The following is a 19135-nucleotide window of genomic DNA, read 5'->3' as shown; positions in this document are numbered from 1 at the left end:
ACCAGCTAGGGATCGTCGCCTAGGTGAGCCGTTACCCCACCTACTAGCTAATCCCATCTGGGCACATCTGATGGCAAGAGGCCCGAAGGTCCCCCTCTTTGGTCTTGCGACGTTATGCGGTATTAGCTACCGTTTCCAGTAGTTATCCCCCTCCATCAGGCAGTTTCCCAGACATTACTCACCCGTCCGCCGCTCGTCACCCGAGAGCAAGCTCTCTGTGCTACCGCTCGACTTGCATGTGTTAGGCCTGCCGCCAGCGTTCAATCTGAGCCATGATCAAACTCTTCAATTTAAGTTTGATGCTCGTGAATTAAACTTCGTAATGAATTACGTGTTCACTCAGAGACTTGGTATTCATTTTTCGTCCGAGGACGTTAAGAATCCATGTCACTTTGAGTGCCCACACAGATTGTCTGATAAATTGTTAAAGAGCAGTGCCGCTTCGTTTTCTCAGCGACGCGGGGTGTGCATATTACGCTTTCCCGCTTCAGAGTCAAGCATTTAATTTGCTTTTCTCCGCTAACCCGGCGGCCTGTAAACCGTTGTTCCGTGTCAGTGGAGGCGCATTATAGGGAGTTATTTCGCGGCCGCAAGAATAAAGTGAAAATTATTTACTAACCGCTCACTTTCCAGGCAATCGGGATAACAGACCTTCATTTTCGCCTGGTTTTTAAACAAAAACGAGCCGCAAGCGGCCCGTTTTTGCGTTTTGTGACTTACTGCACTGCTACAATGCGATCGTTGTTGGCTTCCAGACGGATAACTTTGCCTGGAATCAGCTCCCCAGAAAGGATTTGCTGAGCCAGCGGGTTTTCGATCTGCTGCTGGATAGCGCGTTTTAGTGGACGCGCGCCGTACACCGGATCGTAACCATTCTCGCTGAGCAGCTTCAGCGCCTCATCGGAGATATGGATTTCATACCCACGCTCTTCCAGACGTTTATACAAACGCTGCAGCTGAATCTGTGCAATCGACGCAATGTGTTTCTCACCCAGAGGATGGAACACCACGACTTCATCAATACGGTTGATGAACTCAGGGCGGAAGCTCTGGCTGACAACACCCAGCACCAGATCTTTCATGTGGCTGTAGTCCAGTTCGCCGAAGCGTTCCTGAATCAAATCAGAACCCAGGTTCGAGGTCATAATGACGACCGTATTGCGGAAGTCGACCGTTCTCCCCTGCCCGTCCGTCAGACGCCCATCGTCCAGAACCTGCAGTAGAATGTTAAATACGTCAGGGTGCGCTTTTTCCACCTCATCCAGCAGGATGACGGAATAAGGACGACGGCGCACTGCTTCAGTCAGGTAGCCGCCTTCTTCATAACCGACATATCCTGGAGGCGCGCCCACCAGACGCGAGACGGAGTGTTTCTCCATAAACTCGGACATATCGATACGGACCATCGCGTCGTCGCTGTCGAACATAAAGTTAGCCAGCGCTTTGCAAAGCTCGGTTTTACCCACCCCGGTAGGACCAAGGAACAGGAACGAACCAATCGGGCGGTTTGGATCGGAAAGCCCCGCACGGCTACGGCGAATCGCATTAGAAACCGCTTCGACCGCCTCATTCTGACCGATAACGCGATTATGCAGATCCTGCTCCATGCGCAGCAGTTTTTCACGCTCGCCTTCCATCATGCGGGCTACAGGGATCCCGGTCCAGCGCGCGAGCACTTCGGCAATCTCCGCGTCCGTCACCTTATTACGCAGCAGGCGCATCGTTTTGCCTTCAGACTGCGTGGCAACCTCGAGCTGTTTTTCCAGCTCGGGAATTTTGCCGTACTGCAGCTCAGACATCCGCGCCAGATCGCCAACGCGACGCGCTTGTTCAATCGCGATTTTCGCCTGCTCAAGCTCGGCTTTGATCGTCTGAGTACCAGAAAGCGATGCTTTTTCCGCTTTCCACTCTTCTTCCAGCTCAGAGTACTGGCGCTCTTTATCTTCCAGCTCCTCGTTAAGCATATCCAGGCGTTTCTTACTGGCTTCATCTGCCTCTTTCATCAGCGCCTGCTGTTCCAGCTTGAGCTGAATAATACGACGGTCGAGCCGGTCCAGCTCTTCCGGCTTGGAGTCGATCTGCATACGAATGCTGGATGCCGCTTCATCGATCAGGTCGATGGCCTTATCCGGCAGCTGACGGTCAGCAATATAACGGTGCGAAAGGGTCGCTGCTGCAACAATCGCCGGGTCGGTGATCTGCACATGGTGGTGCAGCTCATAGCGTTCTTTCAGACCACGCAGGATCGCGATGGTATCTTCTACGCTTGGCTCAGCAACAAACACTTTCTGGAAGCGACGTTCAAGCGCAGCGTCTTTTTCAATGTACTGACGATATTCATCGAGCGTGGTTGCGCCAACGCAGTGAAGCTCACCGCGCGCCAGGGCAGGTTTCAGCATGTTCCCGGCATCCATCGCGCCGTCAGCTTTACCCGCGCCAACCATGGTGTGCAGCTCGTCGATAAACAGAATGACGTTGCCTTCCTGTTTCGCCAAATCGTTGAGCACGCCTTTCAGACGCTCTTCAAACTCGCCGCGGTATTTCGCCCCGGCCACCAGCGCGCCCATATCCAGCGCCAGAACGCGGCGGCCTTTCAGCCCTTCCGGCACTTCGCCGTTAACAATACGCTGCGCCAGCCCTTCGACGATGGCGGTTTTACCGACGCCAGGCTCACCGATCAGCACCGGGTTATTTTTGGTGCGGCGCTGCAATACCTGAATGGTGCGGCGAATCTCTTCATCACGGCCAATCACCGGGTCCAGTTTGCCCTGCTCGGCGCGCTCGGTCAGATCGACCGTAAATTTCTTCAAAGCCTGACGTTGGTCTTCGGCTCCCTGATCGTTCACGCTTTCACCTCCGCGCATATTTTCAATCGCCTGGGTCACGTTGGCGGTGGTCGCACCGGCAGACTTCAGCAGGTCGGTCAAGGTACCGCGTGATTCAAGCGCCGCCAGAACAAACAGCTCTGACGAAATAAAGTTGTCCCCACGTTTTTGCGCCAGCTTGTCGCAAAGGTTCAGGACGCGCACCAGATCCTGCGACGGCTGGACGTCACCGCCGGTACCTTCTACCTGCGGTAAACGGCTCAGGGCCTGATCGATGGCCGTGCGTAACTGCCCGGCATTAATACCGGCAGACGTTAATAATGGACGTACCGAACCCCCTTCCTGATTCAGCAAGGCGCTCATTAAATGAAGAGGTTCGATAAACTGATTGTCGTGCCCCAGTGCGAGAGACTGGGCATCGGCGAGAGCAAGCTGGAATTTATTAGTAAGACGATCCAGACGCATAACTCCTCCCATAACAGGTCAAATTTGCTACTGGAGATTAAATGAGGTCATCCCTCAATTATTCAAGGTTAATGACCTGAATTATGTGAAAAGAAAACGGCACGTACCGGATCGTCTTGATTCTTTAGGTTATATCAGCCAAATAAAACTTGCCATACGGCCGGTCGTCTTGTCGCGGCGATAAGAGAAAAAATCACCCTTTTCAGTGAAGGTACAGCGATCGCCACCGAAGATCTGCGTCACCCCGATATTATTGAGGCGCTGGCGTGCAAGCTGATAAATATCGGCCAGATATTTTTCACCCGCGGACGTAAACGCCTCTACCGCCTGCGGATCTTTCTCCATAAACTCGTCGCGAACTTCCGGGCCGACTTCAAACGCGCGTGGGCCAATTGCCGGGCCAAGCCAGGCAAGAATATTGGCAGGTTCATCTTCGAAACAGGCGACGGTCTCTTCCAGCACGCCCTGACACAGGCCGCGCCAGCCCGCATGCGCAGCTGCGACTTCTGTACCCGCCCGGTTACAAAACAGAACGGGCAGACAATCGGCCGTCATGACGGCACACACTGTTCCCGGAGTATTACTGTAAGAGGCATCGGCGCGTTTTGAAGCGTAAGGTTCACCTGTTAACTTCAGAACGTCCTTACCGTGCACCTGCTCCAGCCAGACCGGTTTCGAGGGCAAATTCCCCGCAGCAAACAGGCGCTTGCGGTTCTCTTCAACGTGCTCAAGGTTATCGCCGCAGTGCGCGCCAAGGTTCAGCGACGCCCATGGCCCCTGGCTTACGCCACCGACACGGGTTGAACTGCAGGCCGCAACGCCTTTCGGCAGCCGCCACTCCGGGACAATCAGCTTGGTCATAACCAGTCCACTTGATCCTTATGCTCTTCAAAGTCAGCGCGCATGACGTCGATAAGATCCACCATGTCCTGTGGAATCGGCGCGTGCCACTCCATCTGGATCCCGCTAATCGGGTGGTAAAGACGCAGCATAGTCGCATGCAGCGCCTGACGATCGAACTTACGCAGAACGCTGATGAACTCCTCCGATGCGCCTTTTGGCGGACGCGGACGACCGCCGTAGACCTGATCCCCCACCAGCGGATGGGTAATGTGCGCCATGTGAACGCGGATCTGGTGGGTACGCCCGGTTTCAAGACGCAGACGCAGACGCGTATGGATACGGAAATGCTCCATAATGCGATAGTGCGTAACCGCCGGTTTCCCCATTGGGTGCACGGACATATGCGTGCGCTTCGTCGGGTGACGGCTGATCGGCTCTTCAACCGTACCGCCCGAGGTCATGTGGCCAATCGCAACCGCTTCATATTCACGGGTGATTTCGCGCAGCTGCAGCGACTCCACCAGGCGCGTCTGGGCTGGAATGGTTTTTGCCACCACCATCAGGCCGGTGGTGTCTTTATCCAGACGGTGAACGATACCGGCGCGCGGAACGTCGGCAATCGGCGGATAATAATGGAGAAGCGCGTTCAGCACCGTGCCGTCTGGATTGCCCGCCCCCGGATGAACGACAAAGTCGCGAGGCTTGTTAATCACCAGAATGTCATCGTCTTCATAGACGATGTTCAATGGGATATCCTGCGGCTCGAAGCGGACTTCTTCTTCGATTTCAGCATTGATGGCGACGGCTTCTCCACCTAACACTTTCTCTTTTGGCTTGTCCCAGATCTTGCCATTAACCAGCACGCGCTGGTCTAAAATCCATTCTTTTATGCGTGAACGCGAATAATCAGGGAACAATTCGGCCAAAGCCTGATCTAAGCGTTGGCCTAGCTGATTTTCGGAGACTGTTGCGGTGAGTTCTACTCGTTGTGCCATAAACTGCTTCTTTGTTTAACGTTGGGTTTTACGGCTTTGCCGTTTAATATAGTGTGCTATTGTAGCTGGTCTTAATCGGGAGCAGGAACTGAGATTCTCCCGGACAAACATTTGAGGAAAGTCAAAACGTCATGACGCGCATGAAATATCTGGTGGCAGCGGCCACGTTGAGCCTGGCTTTGGTGGGCTGCTCCGGTTCAAATGAACAGGTCCCTGACAATCCGCCGAATGAAATCTATGCGACTGCACAACAAAAACTGCAGGACGGTAACTGGAAACAGGCGATAACGCAACTGGAAGCGCTGGATAATCGCTATCCATTTGGTCCCTATTCGCAGCAGGTTCAGTTAGATCTCATCTACGCCTACTATAAAAATGCCGATCTGCCGCTGGCTCAGGCGACCATCGATCGCTTCATGCGTCTGAATCCTACTCATCCTAACATCGATTATGTCATGTACATGCGCGGCCTGACTAATATGGCGCTGGATGACAGTGCGCTACAGGGCTTCTTCGGCGTCGATCGTTCTGACCGCGATCCTCAGCACGCCCGTGATGCATTCAACGACTTCTCCAAACTGGTTCGCGGCTATCCGAACAGCCAGTACATCACCGATGCCACCAAACGTCTGGTCTTCCTGAAAGACCGTCTGGCGAAATATGAATATTCGGTCGCAGAATACTACACCCGCCGCGGCGCGTGGGTTGCGGTGGTTAACCGTGTAGAAGGTATGCTGCGCGATTACCCGGATACTCAGGCAACGCGCGATGGCCTGAAGCTGATGGAGAACGCCTATCGTCAGATGCAGATGACCGCCCAGGCTGACAAGGTAGCGAAGATCATCGCGGCCAACAGCAGCAACACCTGATACTGACGTTCAGCAAAAGAACAGAAGCAAAACGGCAGCCCTCGGGCTGCCGTTTTTGTATCCATTTTATCGTCGCACTGGAGTGAGATCGCGCCAACACAACCCGTCAACTATGACCCCAAACGCACCATTCGACAAGGTATAAATCGCCTCTTCATGCCCTTCCTCACAAAAATATGCGGTTGACAAAAAGTGACAAAAATACGTGATTTAGATCACACATTTTGACATTCGAAGAGGTATGCTGGAATCACCAAGACGGAAAGACAAGAGGTAAAATTTATGACAATGAACATTACCAGTAAACAAATGGAAATTACTCCGGCAATTCGCCAGCACGTCGCAGACCGTCTCGCCAAACTGGATAAATGGCAAACTCATCTGATTAACCCACATATCATTCTGTCCAAAGAGCCGCAGGGTTTCATCGCTGACGCAACTATCAATACTCCAAACGGCCATCTGGTCGCCAGCGCAAAACATGAAGATATGTATACGGCTATCAACGATTTGATCAACAAGCTGGAACGGCAGCTCAATAAAGTGCAACACAAAGGTGAAGCCCGTCGCGCTGCAGCATCGGTGAAAGACGCCAGCTTCGCGGAAGAAGTTGAAGAAGAGTAATCCTTTAAATTGAGTGTACCGCCAACGCGCCTTCGGGCGCGTTTAATTCCCTTGTAGCACATTGAAATAAAAGGAATTATTTCAACCAATGTCCACATATCGACCACATCACAATAAAAAACCCCGCATATGCGGGGTTTAGCTGTTCTGAAAATCTTCGGCCCTTCTCTCCAGTTCAGCCATGAAAGAGGTTCTGGCCTTCTCATGGCCGTTAGGACTCATAATGCTGATAATCTGAATGTTATCGTAATCAAGCCAGTGCCTCGAAAAGACCAGATAATGGTTTGAATGCCTGTCAATCTGTGCTTTGGTCTTCTTCCATCCAGGCTCTGAGGGCAATCGAATGTGGAGCTTGTAAACATAAGAATCGCACAATCTTGAATTATCTTCCCACTGACCTTCACTACCAAAACGATCCGGTAATACTCCTGAGTTTTTCCAGTTCTCAAAAGCTTTGGCATAACTCCTGGCCACACCCGGCATTTCTACGTCAGCATGAACGCTTACAATGCAAACCATCAACACAGCCCCTATGCATTAAGCCCAAGCTTTTTATGCTCTGCTTTAATCCAGGCTTTTACTTCTTCGTCCCCTGGCATGTCAGTTAAATGCACAGTCTTTTTAGGAGCCTCGCTTTGTTCCATATAAGACAACATATCACGGTAAAGAAACTCACTCTGAGCAAGAGCACGACCAAAACGCATAAGATCGGCTTTGTACTTAGCTTGTCGCGCTAAATCGCCGGGGAAAGTTTTATAAATATTATCCCCTTTCATCACCAGCTGGATGGCTTCTTTAATGCGCTCATGATTTTTGAGTCCATCAGAACAAAGGCGCTTCATCCGCGAAGAGATCGCGAACAATGGACCCTTTCCTCTGCTCTGCCTGTCGCGAACGACAGCATTCAAAAGAAATCTCTGACGCTCATTGAGCTGGTTAAGATAGTCAGCGGCTTCATTGAGAGGCAGAAAAATCTGTCCGCTCGGTAAATTATAAGTAAGTGACGCAGCTACACCGTGCATACCACTAACTTCAACAGCCGTTGCCGGCAAAGTTGTACTTTGTGCTGGCACAGGCGCTAGTGAAGCCAAAAGGCTCGCTGCGAACGCTGCAACAGTTGTGTGAGTTGATTGCTTGGCCATATTAACCTCTGTAACACCAAAGCTGCTGATACAGACAGCCTTAAATACTTATTAAAGAATACCTCAAAGCGCCCGCCGTATAAAGATCCATCAACCGTTCAAACATTCGTGAGCCAGCATACAAACGTGATTATCTTCTTTCACGTATCGACCTGACAAAGCGGAAGTGGCATAGATCGCAGCGCTCGTCATCAATCGCAAACAATCTTTCAATTAAAGAACGCTTCTGACCGCAATCCTGGCAGTGCTTCATTGCAAAAAGTTTCATCTGATAATCATCACCTGGTTACTGGAATGCGCTCACCATATGTCCCACTCCGTTTAATTTCCAATTACTTAGGACGATCAGTTTCGCTTTATTGATCGCTCATGCCGATCAATAACTATCAGGGCGCGGGATGTCAATAAACATGAGCTTAACCCTGCCCTGTATTTAAGTCGGCCATCGGAAAACCGTCACAACCATCACAGCCATTAAAAATAGTCATCAACCATATGATTTAATTGACTAAATCTTGTGACGATCAAACCATCACAAAACGTAACACAAACCGTCACACACAATAAATTCAGTGACTTATAAAACAGAGTTGTGATGTTTTGAGACCGTCACACTGTGATGCTTATGTGATGCTTTTGTGATGGTTATAGATATGCCTATTTATTATTAAATTTCATATAGATACAGAGCATTTATAAATCTTGTGACGTTTGTGACGGTTTTCCGATGCCCCCCCTCAATTTTTGGAAATGTCGGAATTGGTCAGAAATCACCCTGATTTGTTGGTAAATTTGTATCTCTTTCTGTTACTGATTTGGTCGCTGATAGCGGTATGTGTGCGCAGGGATGGGCGCGGGCGGAGCTGTGCAAAGTATTTCAGTTGCGCCAGTTCGGGCGGTTCCCCGCAAACCCGCGCCAGCTGCGGCTCTCTGTTTTTAAACACTAACGAGATCCCGCTCCGACCGTTACGTAAAAAGTTACGTAATCACACCTGACACCGCATGGCGCGGGGCTTTCACTTATGAGGCGACCAGCTGGCCATTGTCCAAAAACTGAAATCTCTGAAATCTGTTTCACACATTTCAGTTTGGGATCGGACGTCAAAGCCTCAGCGCTGGAGCGGTCTGCCGGGGTGTTTTGTACCACCGGAAAAACTGAAATCATTTTCAACACGAAAACCGCAGGCGGGTGCGGTGTAGCGCCGTTTTCGTCACTTCCGTCTTTATTTCGTCACGCTCAGGATTCACAGGCGCAGTTATGCGCCGCTGCGCTGATTGCAGGAAAGTGTTTACCTGGATGTAATGATGCGATGCGCTGAGAGCGTTCTGGGTCGTTTGAGAGGGATATAAAAAACCCGCTACGATGAGCGGGCTTGCTTAGTAAAGAGCCTGATATCAGGCGAGACGTTCAATGCTACGGATAACAGCCTGTTTGATTGCTTCAACGGCCTCGGAGAATCGTGCTTCCACGCCGTCCCTAAGCACAAGGATAGGTACGGTATCGTTCTCGATTCTGACACTAATAAACTCATCTTTTTCACGCATACTGATAGAAACAGAGATTACAAACTTAGACACCCTCAAATCCTGAATGGTCGTTGACAAACAGAACTCCAACGTTCGGTTTGTACCAATCTCCATCATGGCAACAGGCATACTGACGAAATCAGAATATTTCTCAACACCGGTAGACACAATTGCTTTACCCTGTTCCGTCGAAACCCCCAGTGACTCACGATAGCTATCGACCAACTCAGCAGCAGCCATCCTTAAACGTGCCTGCACTTCAACTTTCTCAGCATGCGCCTTTGCCAGCGCCACCTGCATATCTTCCAGTGTAATCATATTCCCTTCTCCGCCAATTTCGGAAGCGGTTTAGCGCCCCGAATATGTTCATTTAATACGCGCATTATAACCTGAGGTACCCGCTATCAACCATCATGCAATCAACAAATTACTTGCCGATTACGGGGGAGTATTTACCGTTCAGGGTGTCAGCTTTTGCGCCGGCGCTGCGGATATCGCCGGCGTTTGTCGGCGTGCCGGTATTGCTGTGCGTGTGGCTGGCCGTCAGTTCTGCCAACTGCTTAACCACGTCAAGCGTATCCAGCATCAGCTGCGCCACGTTAATGCTGTCGGAACCGATCCATACAACCGGCGCGATAATCTGCTGCTGTATGGCCGCGACGCTTTTCCGAATCTGGCCAATCTGCTCCGTCAGGTTCTTGCCGATCGTAACGGTGGCATCTTCGGTCACGGCCATTTCATCACTGCCGCCGACAGTGGCCAGCCGGCTACCCTGAATCGCTTGGCTAAACTTACCTGTGCTGACCTGCTGAATGGCTCCGGCCATCAGCGTGGACGTGCCGATAACGCTGGTCTTATCCGTGGCCTTAATGGTCGTTTCCCGGCTCACCAGCTCACGGCTTTCGGTGTCCGCCGTCACGATTCGCGCCATCGATGTTTCGCTGATAACCTGATCCGTCTGCCGTACCCAGTCGCCGGCCTGTGTCACTCGCTGCGACACTTCAGCACGCTGCTGCTGGAGCTGTTCACCAGGCTTAATATCCGGAAGGCTGGTACCGTCAGGCAGCGTCTGACGCACAAATGGTTTATCAGGCCGCCCCCCCGTAAACCCTATTTCAACCAGCGTCCCTTCAGGCGGAAACTGGAACATCCCGGAATCATTTCCGGCCATCGGAACCGGCAGCGGGACGGCTGAATAAACGGGCGTACCTTTATCCGGGTTTCCGTCAGCGTCAAGTAGCTGCACGTCCACGGCATAGCGCGGCCGGAACGGATCGGCAAAATTACCACTCTTTACGGCTTCGGTGGGCGCGATGACCCGCGCGAATTTTGGCAGGTGCAGCCCGGATGCCAGCTCCGGATAATGGCTCTCAATCTGGCGCTGTACAGGCGTTTTTTGCAGTGGCTGGCCAGTGGCCTTATTGCGCGGTGTCCATGTGACTGCGATCGTGTCGTTTGTTAGGTGGACACGCGTAATACGCTCGCCGTTCATCTCTACTCCCGGCCGCAGGCTCTGAATAACAGGCAGCGTCATACAATTCCCTGCCGCCGCGCCCTGGCTAAACTCGGCAGGAATTTCGACTGGCTTTCCGGAAAAGAGTGATTTTTCCGCCCCTCCGACATACAACCCGCCATCCGGCAGCTGATACCAGATGTAATCTGTAATACCAAAGGCTTTGCCCAGGTTATCAAGCAGCTGATACCCGCTACCGCTATGGGTAAAATGGGGGATTGGTTTGTCGGCATAATCAGCATCAGGCACCAGCACAGTGATGCCGCTGTTCTCTTCCAGCCAGCTGGCTACGCTGCGCAATGTCGGATGCTGAAGTGAACATAGCCATAGGCGCTCAAACACGCCAACCAGTTCACGAACAAACAGCCGCTGGAATCCGTTATCCGCTGGCTGTGAGCGCTCCACGTATCCCGTAAACCAGCGTAAAAGGAGATCGGTGTAACCGACATCGAGACGCACCACTTTGCCCGTATAGTCCTGAGCGGTTTCCGCAGTGATAAAGCCCCGGCCGCAGCGGTTCAACTCCAGCACCAGACTGGCATCAGCCAGATGAACCTCATCTGTAGAAAGGTACAGGCGTTTAATCGGCTTCATCTTTACCCCAGCGCATCATTAACAGGCTTCAAAATTTTACGTTCGAACCACGTCATTTTTTCATCATCTTCTGCCGCAGACTGGCTTCCGGCCTGCCCTCCCCCCTGCTTTTTAGCAGTTGTCTTACCCGTCGCTCTCGCCTCCCGCTTCTCCTGAACGCTGATATGTTCAGCCAGGGTAAACGTTACAAGCCAGGACATTTTCCCGTCCTGTTGTGGAGCATCCAGCGTGCCGGTGAAAGTTGCTTCACGGAAGTTAACCGACCTTGCCACATCATGCGCAACGCGGTATTTCTGCCGCTTGCCACAGGCATCTGTAGCGCTGGCCAGCTCGAAAATACGCCGCAACACAGCCTTGTTTTTAAAAGGCACCTCGCCGGTAATGCGCAGCTCCTTACCCTTCGCGCCCTGTTCGGATTTTGTAGTTGCGCTGGTCTGGCCAGACTGGTCTTTGTCCTGAAACTGCTGCGTAACAGTTACCCGCATGTTTTTCAGCAGAATCGCCTCACCGTTAAGCGCCAGAGTCGGTGTCGATGTCATGTATCATCCCTTTTATGCCATCAAGATTATCGCCAATAAGCATCATCGCGGCCGTATAGACCGAAGACTGAAGCGGTATTCCTTTTACCAGCTCCAACAAGGTAGCGGTCAGATCGCCTCTCGCCGTAAATACCCATGCTTTTGCACTTTTTCCCTGCAATTCTTCCAGCCCACTGGCAATATCACCCAGCACCCCATCACGCAGCTGTGCGAACTCGGTCAACTGCTTTTTGAGTTCATCCATATCTACAGCCGCAGCGGCCTCTTCCTGTGCCTTTTTCACGGCAGCAGCAGCCAGAGCCATGCGATTCGTTGGAACGGACAGAGGGATTGCCGCACCCAGTTCAGGACTGTATTTCGCTGGTATCTGCATTTTCTCTGCCGCCAGCTCCACCGCTGACTGGGCAAGGCGCTTAACCTGGACGAACGCTGGCAGCGGAAAAACATCGGCCAGTTGATTCAGTCCGTCCATAAAGCTGCTGTGCGTCTGGCCAGCCACCATCATGATCACGATATCAGCCGTCCCTCCCATGCCTGCCAGCTTATCAACCATGTATGTAATCGCATTAACAGGGCTAAGATAAGCCCCGTTTTCTGTCTGCTGCCCCAGCCCGTAAATCCACGGATGCGCTGGAATAACGGTACAATTCAGCGCCGCCACCGAATCAGTAAATGCAATTCTGGCCTCACGCCACATTGTCAGGCTCCTCCGGCCAGATAATTTCATCGTTACCGGTGACTTCAATACGATTCAGAAGGACACGATATTTTTTCCATTCGGTCAGCTGGCTGGATTCTTTTTCTGTTGCCATTCCGAGATCGATCGCATCCTGAAGTAATGAAATCTGCTCGCCAGCCCTGGCAAGTAGTGAAGCTTTTGTACTTATCGCGGCCTCTTGCATCGCAGATTGTTCGGCTTCAACATCTTTGACCCAGGCTTTGCCGTTCCATTTTTGAAACTCACCGGCAGGTGTTTTTTTCGTAAAGAGGTCTGGCAAGGGCCCCAACTCAAGAATTAAAAAACTTTCGCCGGTTTCGGTGCTGTAAACCGTTTCGCCGCGATGATCTTCAACCAAAGACCATGACTGTGCTTCGTCAGAAAACACAGCGACTTTTCCTTTCGGCGTTTTTGGCGGCGCGATGCTGGTGCAGTCAGCAGGCAGACCGGTGAAAGGGGGAATATATGCATCACCCTCCCCAATAAATTCACGCGTGTCTGCGCGCAGGTTATAAACCCGGATGGTCCGGGCCTCTTCATACATTTCAAATTCCATCAGGCAAGTCTCACTAAATAGTTGAATGCAATGTTTTTAACGGTCGTTTCTGCATTACCTGCCGCAGAAACAGTAATGTTGTGAGTGTGCGATCCCAGAACGACAGAATGGGCGTGCGCCCCCATGACGACGGAATGACTATGCGCTCCTATGGCTACGGTGTGCGTATGCGCTCCGATAGCAACGGTATGCGTATGCGCACCGGCTGAACTGGTATTGACGTTGCTGTAGCTGTCCAGCTCGTAATAAGTACCCGCAGACCCTTTTCGCCCCTGATAACCAGGCAGACTCATCTTCTGAAATGTATGGGTGTGAGCACCGGCCGAACTGGTTGTTTTTGTCCCATAATCAAACGATGAGGATGTTTTCGTGCCCAAATCCGTGTTTGTTGTAGCCTTTGTTCCAAGGTCAGTGGATGTGGTCGTTTTTGTACCGAGGTCAGTTGCCGCTGCCGTGGCCGTGTGGGCGTGTGACTTGTTGCCGTCCTGCTCATAGGACAGAACGTTACGCCCAGACGCTGGCTTACCCTTGATCGTCCAGCTGCGCATATCAGGTATAACGCCTGACGGATACGCAATGGCCAGTAAAGGATAAGCAGCCTTGTCGAATGACTGCCCCTGCATAATTGCATGGCCGGCTGGAGTTACATCTGACGGCCACGGTATAGGTGCGCCCACAGGATAAAATCGCGGGTCATCACCCGCAGCAACCGTTCCGGCAGACATTCCAACATCCAGAAGCGCGCCGCCTTTCAACTCCAGCGCCTCGCGCGCTTCTTGCTTCGAATCAAGATCACTCAGATTTAACGAGCGCTGTAAAAACTTGCTGCCCAAATCTGGAATAGACTGTGCCACAGGCCGCAGATCAGTAATTACGCCATTTTCATCAATCCTTGCTACGGCAAAAACGTAGTGCTGAACACCGTTCTGCACGTAGTCTTCCATACTCTCAGCCAACGTGATTTTACTTGCCACACTCCATACGCTGGTGAGGGTTCCCGACCATGCCACGTCCAGCCATATCTTAGTCGCCCCGGCTTTTAGCGTGATATTTTGGTTTTCAGCAAGATGCGCGCGCAGGCCACGAACGTACCCCGTGCCAGCGGTCACAAAATATTGCGTCCCCTTTTTGGCAACCAGATATCCGTCATTAAAGAACGCCGCAGCGCCGTAAACATCGATATTTTCAAGGCGCTGGCGCTCATCCATACCGGCCATACGTGCGGTGAAATCAATCTGCCATGTTTCAGCCGGCGTATTAATTGCTGTTTCAGTTTGCGCGCCAGTGAACTCCATCAGAAACGAACGTGTCAGGACGTTGCCCTGCTGTCCCTCCTTCGTTTTTAGCTTCTGCTGTTCAGGTGCATGAACAATCATCGCCAGCGTGCCGCTGGCCTTGTTAATCAGCCCAATCCAGTTAAAGGAAAAATCCCCAACATCGGCACCCAGTACAACCGAGTGTACAACCGCATTTTCATTCACCACCCCTTTGCGGGTAACGGGTTCGCGGCATACAATCTGCGCAGCCGGCGGCAAAGTTTCATTGCGATCGACAGGTGAATCAGGGTCAAGCCCCGGCACCAGGGCGAAAACGAACTCATCGAGCAGCACCGGCTCCCCCGTTGACGCCTGTTGTGCTTCCCACTGCTCAAATACCAGCGTGATAGCAGTCTGTGACATAAACACTACTCTCCCTGTAAGCTCGCGCTGAATGTCGCGCTGCTTGTTTCCGCACCGGCAATCCTCGCCGGATAAACCACATATTCACCCTGATCCCATCCAGCACGGATGGCTAAATTTTCAGAAGTGATCACCTCAAACTGATAGCGTCGGCACGTTCGCCCATACTGCCGGATAATCTGGATCATCAGTTCGGCATTGTCCGCAATCTGGCTGTCAGAGACGCGCACCAGTATCACGTCCCAGTCAATCCCTGGCTGGCGCTCCCGCAGCTCCACGTAACCAATACCCAGCCTGTCAAAAATATTAATGAACCCTTCAACAGAGCCAGCATCAGCAGCGTTTACAAAAGCGTACGCGACGCGCCGACGAAACAGCTTCAGCGGTTCCCCTTTAAACCGGCTGATATCTCTGTCCCAGGCGAGAAGCGTCAATATCGATTCGTTGCAGGTCAGCGGATCAAACTGCCGTAATGGCCACGTAACCCAGCCGTAAATTTCTGCCCAAAAAGTCTGTACCGCCTTCAGAAGCTTTTTCGGCTCTCCCTGATCCATCCATGACGGCAACGCCATTCCGGCCAGCTTTTTCAGAAAGTCATTCATCGCGCAACTCCACCGTTAGCGAACTCAGGCGCGGCACGCTAAGTTCGCTGGTAATGTCTTTCAGCGTGAACTCCAGAGAGTCCGAGTCCGGGAACGTCTTATGAATTTCTCGCCCCAGCTGTGAAAAGGAAAAGCGCGAGTATGGCCAAGTTTTTTTCACGTCATAGTCCGTGTTCTCACGAAAGGCGCAACGGATAAGGTTTTCCACACCCTTCCTGAGGGTTTCCTGCTGTTCCTGCTCAAGGTTGCTCAGGTTTTTAACCCACACCGTCGCAACCAGATCGTGACGGGTTTCCGGCATGGCAAAACACTGCATATCATCGCCGTGGCCATGATGTCCCTGCGTGTTGATATAGTCGTTCACAGCATCAATAAACGGGTCAGACGCAACCCCGCTGTCCAGCAACAAAAACGCATTGGCGGTACCTGGCCCGCGCGGCGCGTCATGCTCAAAAAAAATCCTGTCGATACTCAGCCCCGCAACGCCGGCAATCATCGAGCGATACACCGCGTCGGTATGGTAATTTCCCACCAGGTTAAACTGGTTACGGCATCTTTCGCGCAGCTCGTCGTCGCTCTCTTCGTCAGCCCCCGGCACCGTCAGCCAGTTCTCTTCACTGGTCACATGGTTGATACCGTCCACCGCTACCGGCAGAATGCGGTAATACCCCGGCGCAAGGTTATGTGCCCCGCCCGTCCCCGTCGCTTTTACTTCCAGTAGCGCGCTGGGCGTGCCGGCGGGGATCGTCACATCTGCGACCGTAGACACGGCGTAAACTCTTCCGTTAATTCGCTCGGTCTGTATCACGGTGCCGGCCTTAACCGTCACGGCCTGATTGTTATCATCTTTGAAAAAGCGGATTACCCCCTCGGCAGCGCTGGCTGGTTTTGGGGTGATGTTCACCGCCCAGGCCAGCAGGCGTAACATCTGGCCTGTTGCCGTGGCCACGAACATACCGGGCAGCACGACGGCAACCAGCACATCCTTCAGCCACATCACTGGCGCGGTGACTATCGCCGTGATTAGCCTCCAGAACGGTGACATGCGGGACGTGTTGGTAATCATCCCTTCATCGTCCACTACGGCATCAAAACGAGAACGTGCTTCATCTTCCGTAGTCGGCATCCCGCTGGCTTTAACCACCTCTTCAAAATCGACCTGTGGCTTTTCCGTCATAGGTTCACCTGGTAGGTAATGCTGCCGAAATCGTATGTACTGGCTGTTACCCACAGCCGTTTTGCGCTTTCTTCGCTAATTTCCACCGTACCCGGCACGATGCGATCGTCACTTTCAACCAGCAGCTCCAGCTGGGTAAAAATATCCGCGCGCAGAGTCGGGCTTCGCTCCGCAATCAGCTGCGTGGCCAGGCCGCTTTCAATAATGGAGTGGACAATATCCTGCCCGATACTTTTCCGGTTATTGCACAGCTCAGGCTCGTTTCCCGTATTAAGAACAAAATCTCGCCCCTCAATAAGCAGGTCGATATAAAGTAAATCACTCATGCATTCAGCTCCTGCCATTCCATTAGCTGGGCGGGCGAAAGTGCCTCTTTCGTATGGAAATGCACTTCCCCAATCTTCTTGCTGTTGTCCGTTACAGATTTTGAATTTTTGCTGATCGTGCTGCTGATACCGCCCCGGTCAACGCCTTTTAACTCTCCGCCCGTTGAGAGCGTATTGCTGGTCAGCGCTGGCTGGCTCTCGCTCGCCATCGAGATACTGACGCCCGGTATCTTGTTCAGCTTCCCAACGATCCAGTTCCAGGACTTCAGGAACCCCCCTTTGATGGTCTGCCAGATATTGTCAAACAGCGTCACGATGCCGCTGGCCATGCCGCTTAACGCCTTTGACGGAGAAAAGCCGGTGAGCAGCGCAATGAAGCCGTTCCAGCCGGCGACGATCGAATCCCAGGCCGAACTGAACACGCTCGCCAGCCACTTCACCACCTCCGCCGCAGCCTTAAAGGCGGCGCTGTCCATAACGGCGGCTTTAATAGCATCCCAGTGTTTAACCAGCAGGTAACAGCCGACGACCAGTGCCGCAATGGCTGCGATGACCAGCAGAACCGGCCAGCTCATCAGGTTGATACTGATACCGGCCAGCATCGCGGCCATACGCACCGCCAGCAGCACACCGCGCAGGGTTTTCAGAACAATGCCCCACGCCAGCACCGCTTTCTGCGCAAGCCAGACCGCCAGGGTGTAAGACTTCACCACGGCAACGAGTAGGCGCCAGACACCGGTCAACCCCATGATGATGAATTTAGAGACACCGATAACAATGTTGGCGCTCGCGCCCACAGCCGCGAACCCCAGCAGCGCCAGCGTTGCATACCCGATAACGCGCGCAATATTGGGGAACATCTGCATCCAGCGTGCGAACGTCTGCCCCATATCTGCCAGGCGATTCAGCACCGGATACAGGACGGGGATCAGCGTCAGGCCGATGACTGTCTGGATAGCTTTGAGGATTTGCACGAAGCGATCCCATGGCTTAACCATTTTCGCCGCCATCTCCTGCGTGCGCTTCAGCCCGTCAGCTCCGCCCAGCTCGGTGATGTTGCGTTGAAGTAACGCTACATTGCCATACAGATGTTTTACCACCGCTGAACTATCACCAAAGGCCGCATCCAGCTCCGCCTGCGCTTTCAAGTTTCCATCCAGACTTTTGCCATACTTATTCTGGAGCTTCGTCAGCATGTCAGGCATGGACAGCATTTTGCCGTTCACATCGGTAAACGACAGCCCCAGTTTTTTGGCACCATCTATCGCGCCGGTCATAAAGCCTTCGTAGGCGCTGCTGGCCTCCGTTCCGAGCGTGCGTTGCAGTTGCCCCAGCACAGCCAGCTGTTCGTCCATCCCGACGCCGTAGTTCGTCCCGACGCCGCGCGCACCTTCCATAAGGTCTTTGATGGTTCCCATCTCGGTACCGAAGGTTTTACGCATGTAGACCATTTTTCCCGCCAGCTGCTCAGCGAACTGGACTTTCCCCAGCCTGTCCGCTTCGGCGGAAAAGTTACCGAACATCTGCCCCATAAATTCCGAGGTGTCTGCCGCAGTGGATTTCATGGTAAAGGCCAGCATATTGGCAACTTTCGTCACTTTCGGCAGCTCGGTATCACTCAGACCGGCGATAGCAGCATTGATACTTTCCGTTGACTTCACGAAGTCCACCGCGCTGGCACCGTAGGTCATGCTGAAACGCAACGCATCGCGCTGCACCGACTTCATGGCGGAGTCGTCAATCCCTTTCGCGGCGGCATCGTTCAACGCGTCGTACATCTCAATAGCCGGGGAAAGTGACACTTTGATCGTCTGCGCCACTCCCCACATGGCCAACCCGCCGGCACCAATCTGTTTAAAGGCATTCTTAGATTTTTCCGCAAAGCCGGACACGCTGGCCTGTGCCTGTTTTAACGGACGAGTCAGTTTATCAATAAGGCTCAATGTAAAATCTAATTGTTTCATTCCGTGCCTTTGAACGCTGTGCTAATTCCGTTAGCTACCGCAATGCGCATATATTCCCAATGACGATTATCAAGCCAGACAGCAGCTGAAATATCATCTATAGTATCTTCACCATGCGGGAGATAATGACGACGCAATATTAAATATTGTTCGAGTCCATTCTCTTCAATAGCCTGG

The 19135-nt window shown here is 52.5% G+C and carries 18 protein-coding genes and 1 rRNA gene; 2 read left to right on the top strand and 17 right to left on the bottom strand.

Annotation, left to right across the window (positions count from 1 at the left end; translation table 11 throughout):
• The 4 genes from AB8804_RS16805 to rluD form a co-directional block, all read right to left on the bottom strand.
• A 16S ribosomal RNA gene (locus AB8804_RS16805) occupies nucleotides 1–292 on the bottom strand; the annotation flags it as partial.
• A gap of 424 nt (nucleotides 293–716) precedes the next feature.
• Nucleotides 717–3290, bottom strand: a complete 2574-nt coding sequence (gene clpB / locus AB8804_RS16800; RefSeq protein ID WP_371188124.1) for an ATP-dependent chaperone ClpB — start codon at nucleotides 3288–3290, stop codon at nucleotides 717–719.
• A 129-nt stretch (nucleotides 3291–3419) separates the two neighbouring features.
• Nucleotides 3420–4151, bottom strand: coding sequence for a purine nucleoside phosphorylase YfiH (gene yfiH, locus AB8804_RS16795; protein ID WP_371188122.1), 732 nt, complete (start codon nucleotides 4149–4151; stop codon nucleotides 3420–3422).
• Nucleotides 4148–5128 (bottom strand): 23S rRNA pseudouridine(1911/1915/1917) synthase RluD, encoded by a 981-nt coding sequence (gene rluD, locus AB8804_RS16790; RefSeq protein WP_371188120.1) that lies wholly within the window; start codon nucleotides 5126–5128, stop codon nucleotides 4148–4150. Before rluD ends, yfiH begins: the two co-directional genes overlap by 4 nt.
• Before the next feature lie 131 nt (nucleotides 5129–5259).
• Between rluD and bamD the strand changes: the two genes are divergently transcribed.
• Complete coding sequence (gene bamD / locus AB8804_RS16785; RefSeq protein WP_232960953.1) at nucleotides 5260–5997, top strand: outer membrane protein assembly factor BamD; 738 nt, start codon at nucleotides 5260–5262, stop codon at nucleotides 5995–5997.
• Between the two features lie 282 nt (nucleotides 5998–6279).
• Entirely contained in the window at nucleotides 6280–6621 is a 342-nt protein-coding gene (gene raiA, locus AB8804_RS16780) for a ribosome-associated translation inhibitor RaiA (RefSeq protein ID WP_112013036.1), read from the top strand.
• Between the two features lie 138 nt (nucleotides 6622–6759).
• On the opposite strand, the gene AB8804_RS16775 is transcribed toward raiA, so the two are convergent.
• The 13 genes from AB8804_RS16775 to AB8804_RS16715 all read right to left on the bottom strand — a co-directional run bounded on the left by AB8804_RS16775 (nucleotide 6760) and on the right by AB8804_RS16715 (nucleotide 19095).
• Nucleotides 6760–7140 carry a type II toxin-antitoxin system YafO family toxin gene (locus AB8804_RS16775; protein ID WP_086626657.1) on the bottom strand — a complete coding sequence of 127 codons (381 nt, stop codon included), beginning with the start codon at nucleotides 7138–7140 and terminating at the stop codon, nucleotides 6760–6762.
• Nucleotides 7141–7151: 11 nt separating this feature from the next.
• On the bottom strand, nucleotides 7152–7763 hold the full coding sequence (locus tag AB8804_RS16770) for an iron-sulfur cluster assembly scaffold protein SufA (RefSeq protein WP_086626656.1): 612 nt from the start codon (nucleotides 7761–7763) through the stop codon (nucleotides 7152–7154).
• Nucleotides 7764–9158: 1395 nt separating this feature from the next.
• Nucleotides 9159–9608 (bottom strand): hypothetical protein, encoded by a 450-nt coding sequence (locus tag AB8804_RS16765; protein ID WP_371188117.1) that lies wholly within the window; start codon nucleotides 9606–9608, stop codon nucleotides 9159–9161.
• A 109-nt stretch (nucleotides 9609–9717) separates the two neighbouring features.
• Nucleotides 9718–11397 carry a hypothetical protein gene (locus tag AB8804_RS16760; RefSeq protein ID WP_371188115.1) on the bottom strand — a complete coding sequence of 560 codons (1680 nt, stop codon included), beginning with the start codon at nucleotides 11395–11397 and terminating at the stop codon, nucleotides 9718–9720.
• A gap of 2 nt (nucleotides 11398–11399) precedes the next feature.
• The gene (locus AB8804_RS16755; RefSeq protein WP_371188113.1) at nucleotides 11400–11936 is read right to left on the bottom strand and encodes a hypothetical protein; all 537 of its coding nucleotides are present in this window, start codon (nucleotides 11934–11936) and stop codon (nucleotides 11400–11402) included.
• Nucleotides 11908–12633, bottom strand: a complete 726-nt coding sequence (locus AB8804_RS16750) for a hypothetical protein (protein ID WP_371188111.1) — start codon at nucleotides 12631–12633, stop codon at nucleotides 11908–11910. The genes AB8804_RS16755 and AB8804_RS16750 overlap by 29 nt, the downstream gene beginning before the upstream one ends.
• Nucleotides 12623–13210 carry a tail fiber assembly protein gene (locus AB8804_RS16745; RefSeq protein ID WP_371188109.1) on the bottom strand — a complete coding sequence of 196 codons (588 nt, stop codon included), beginning with the start codon at nucleotides 13208–13210 and terminating at the stop codon, nucleotides 12623–12625. The genes AB8804_RS16750 and AB8804_RS16745 overlap by 11 nt, the downstream gene beginning before the upstream one ends.
• Nucleotides 13210–14889: a phage tail protein gene (locus AB8804_RS16740; RefSeq protein WP_371188107.1), complete on the bottom strand. Its 1680-nt coding sequence runs from the start codon at nucleotides 14887–14889 to the stop codon at nucleotides 13210–13212. The genes AB8804_RS16745 and AB8804_RS16740 overlap by 1 nt, the downstream gene beginning before the upstream one ends.
• Before the next feature lie 5 nt (nucleotides 14890–14894).
• Nucleotides 14895–15491 (bottom strand): phage tail protein, encoded by a 597-nt coding sequence (locus AB8804_RS16735; protein ID WP_371188105.1) that lies wholly within the window; start codon nucleotides 15489–15491, stop codon nucleotides 14895–14897.
• Nucleotides 15484–16668 carry a baseplate J/gp47 family protein gene (locus AB8804_RS16730; protein ID WP_371188103.1) on the bottom strand — a complete coding sequence of 395 codons (1185 nt, stop codon included), beginning with the start codon at nucleotides 16666–16668 and terminating at the stop codon, nucleotides 15484–15486. Before AB8804_RS16730 ends, AB8804_RS16735 begins: the two co-directional genes overlap by 8 nt.
• Nucleotides 16665–16994: a DUF2590 family protein gene (locus tag AB8804_RS16725; protein ID WP_371188101.1), complete on the bottom strand. Its 330-nt coding sequence runs from the start codon at nucleotides 16992–16994 to the stop codon at nucleotides 16665–16667. Before AB8804_RS16725 ends, AB8804_RS16730 begins: the two co-directional genes overlap by 4 nt.
• A complete protein-coding gene (locus tag AB8804_RS16720) occupies nucleotides 16991–18958 on the bottom strand; it encodes a phage tail tape measure protein (RefSeq protein WP_371188099.1) in 1968 nt (655 codons plus the stop codon). Before AB8804_RS16720 ends, AB8804_RS16725 begins: the two co-directional genes overlap by 4 nt.
• A complete protein-coding gene (locus AB8804_RS16715) occupies nucleotides 18955–19095 on the bottom strand; it encodes a hypothetical protein (RefSeq protein WP_371188097.1) in 141 nt (46 codons plus the stop codon). The genes AB8804_RS16720 and AB8804_RS16715 overlap by 4 nt, the downstream gene beginning before the upstream one ends.
• Nucleotides 19096–19135 lie beyond the last annotated feature (40 nt).

It is taken from the genome of Enterobacter sp. KBR-315C3_2022, from assembly GCF_041399425.1.
In the GTDB taxonomy this organism is placed as follows: domain Bacteria; phylum Pseudomonadota; class Gammaproteobacteria; order Enterobacterales; family Enterobacteriaceae; genus Enterobacter.
Note: the sequence above shows the minus strand (reverse complement) of the source record. Positions and strands in the feature narration are given on the sequence as shown.

Coding starts and splice junctions, on each gene's coding strand:
- AB8804_RS16770 (WP_086626656.1), bottom strand. CDS start 7,763: ATGGCCAAGCAATCAACTCACACAACTGTTGCAGCGTTCGCAGCGAGC.
- clpB (WP_371188124.1), bottom strand. CDS start 3,290: ATGCGTCTGGATCGTCTTACTAATAAATTCCAGCTTGCTCTCGCCGAT.
- bamD (WP_232960953.1), top strand. CDS start 5,260: ATGACGCGCATGAAATATCTGGTGGCAGCGGCCACGTTGAGCCTGGCT.
- AB8804_RS16750 (WP_371188111.1), bottom strand. CDS start 12,633: ATGTGGCGTGAGGCCAGAATTGCATTTACTGATTCGGTGGCGGCGCTG.
- AB8804_RS16730 (WP_371188103.1), bottom strand. CDS start 16,668: ATGACGGAAAAGCCACAGGTCGATTTTGAAGAGGTGGTTAAAGCCAGC.
- yfiH (WP_371188122.1), bottom strand. CDS start 4,151: ATGACCAAGCTGATTGTCCCGGAGTGGCGGCTGCCGAAAGGCGTTGCG.
- AB8804_RS16765 (WP_371188117.1), bottom strand. CDS start 9,608: ATGATTACACTGGAAGATATGCAGGTGGCGCTGGCAAAGGCGCATGCT.
- AB8804_RS16740 (WP_371188107.1), bottom strand. CDS start 14,889: ATGTCACAGACTGCTATCACGCTGGTATTTGAGCAGTGGGAAGCACAA.
- AB8804_RS16745 (WP_371188109.1), bottom strand. CDS start 13,210: ATGGAATTTGAAATGTATGAAGAGGCCCGGACCATCCGGGTTTATAAC.
- AB8804_RS16755 (WP_371188113.1), bottom strand. CDS start 11,936: ATGACATCGACACCGACTCTGGCGCTTAACGGTGAGGCGATTCTGCTG.
- AB8804_RS16760 (WP_371188115.1), bottom strand. CDS start 11,397: ATGAAGCCGATTAAACGCCTGTACCTTTCTACAGATGAGGTTCATCTG.
- AB8804_RS16725 (WP_371188101.1), bottom strand. CDS start 16,994: ATGAGTGATTTACTTTATATCGACCTGCTTATTGAGGGGCGAGATTTT.
- raiA (WP_112013036.1), top strand. CDS start 6,280: ATGACAATGAACATTACCAGTAAACAAATGGAAATTACTCCGGCAATT.
- AB8804_RS16720 (WP_371188099.1), bottom strand. CDS start 18,958: ATGAAACAATTAGATTTTACATTGAGCCTTATTGATAAACTGACTCGT.
- rluD (WP_371188120.1), bottom strand. CDS start 5,128: ATGGCACAACGAGTAGAACTCACCGCAACAGTCTCCGAAAATCAGCTA.
- AB8804_RS16775 (WP_086626657.1), bottom strand. CDS start 7,140: ATGGTTTGCATTGTAAGCGTTCATGCTGACGTAGAAATGCCGGGTGTG.
- AB8804_RS16735 (WP_371188105.1), bottom strand. CDS start 15,491: ATGAATGACTTTCTGAAAAAGCTGGCCGGAATGGCGTTGCCGTCATGG.